The sequence below is a fragment of the Oleiphilus sp. HI0066 genome (assembly GCF_001635725.1).
In genome coordinates, this window is the sequence record NZ_LWFH01001742.1 from 1 (window position 1) to 710 (window position 710).

At 44.5% G+C, this 710-nt stretch carries 1 protein-coding gene; it reads left to right on the forward strand.

All coding sequences use genetic code 11. From position 1 onward, the window contains the following. On the forward strand, window positions 1-710 hold a 710-nt coding region (truD, locus tag A3738_RS27150; RefSeq protein ID WP_068763985.1), incomplete at both ends, for a tRNA pseudouridine(13) synthase TruD.

A 710-nucleotide genomic window follows, 5' to 3' on the forward strand; every position in this document is an offset into this window, starting at 1 on the left:
CGAAGCAGTTAGCGCATTATTTTGGCGTTAAACCAATGGATGTCAGTTATTCGGGCATGAAAGATCGTTGGGCGGTCACTCGTCAGTGGTTTAGTGTGTATGTGCGTAATCGCCAGTTTGATTCGATAGATCTTAGCGGAATTGAGGGTGTTCGGTTAGTTGAGCTTGCTAGGCATAATAAAAAACTTCGTCGTGGTGAACATGTCGGCAATTATTTTCGATTAGTCGTTCGCGGAGTTTCGCAAACTGCTGATTTATTGTCTGGTCTTGAATATATACGTGAGCATGGATTTCCTAATTACTTTGGTGTTCAGCGCTTCGGGCGTGATAATCAAAATTTAGAGCGTGCTAAGCGTTGGTTTGCCGGCGAAATAAAAGTCTCTCGTTCGCAAAGATCGTTTTACCTATCGGCTGTGCGTTCCTATCTGTTTAATATTATGTTGGCGGATAAAGTACAAGACGGGACCTGGCTTGTCGCCTCGGATGGTCCTTTGTACGGAGATGATGCGCCAGGGCTCGCGCCTAAAACGGACGAAGAAAATGCGTTTTTTGCACAATATCCTGAACTAGTGCGAGGATTGCATAAGAATAGAATGACCTTAGCTAGGCGGCCATATAGAATGCCAGCTGAGAATTTTTCCTGGAGTTTTGATGATGATGCGTTGACGCTTCATTTCAATTTAATGCCAGGCGCTTTTGCTACGAGTTTG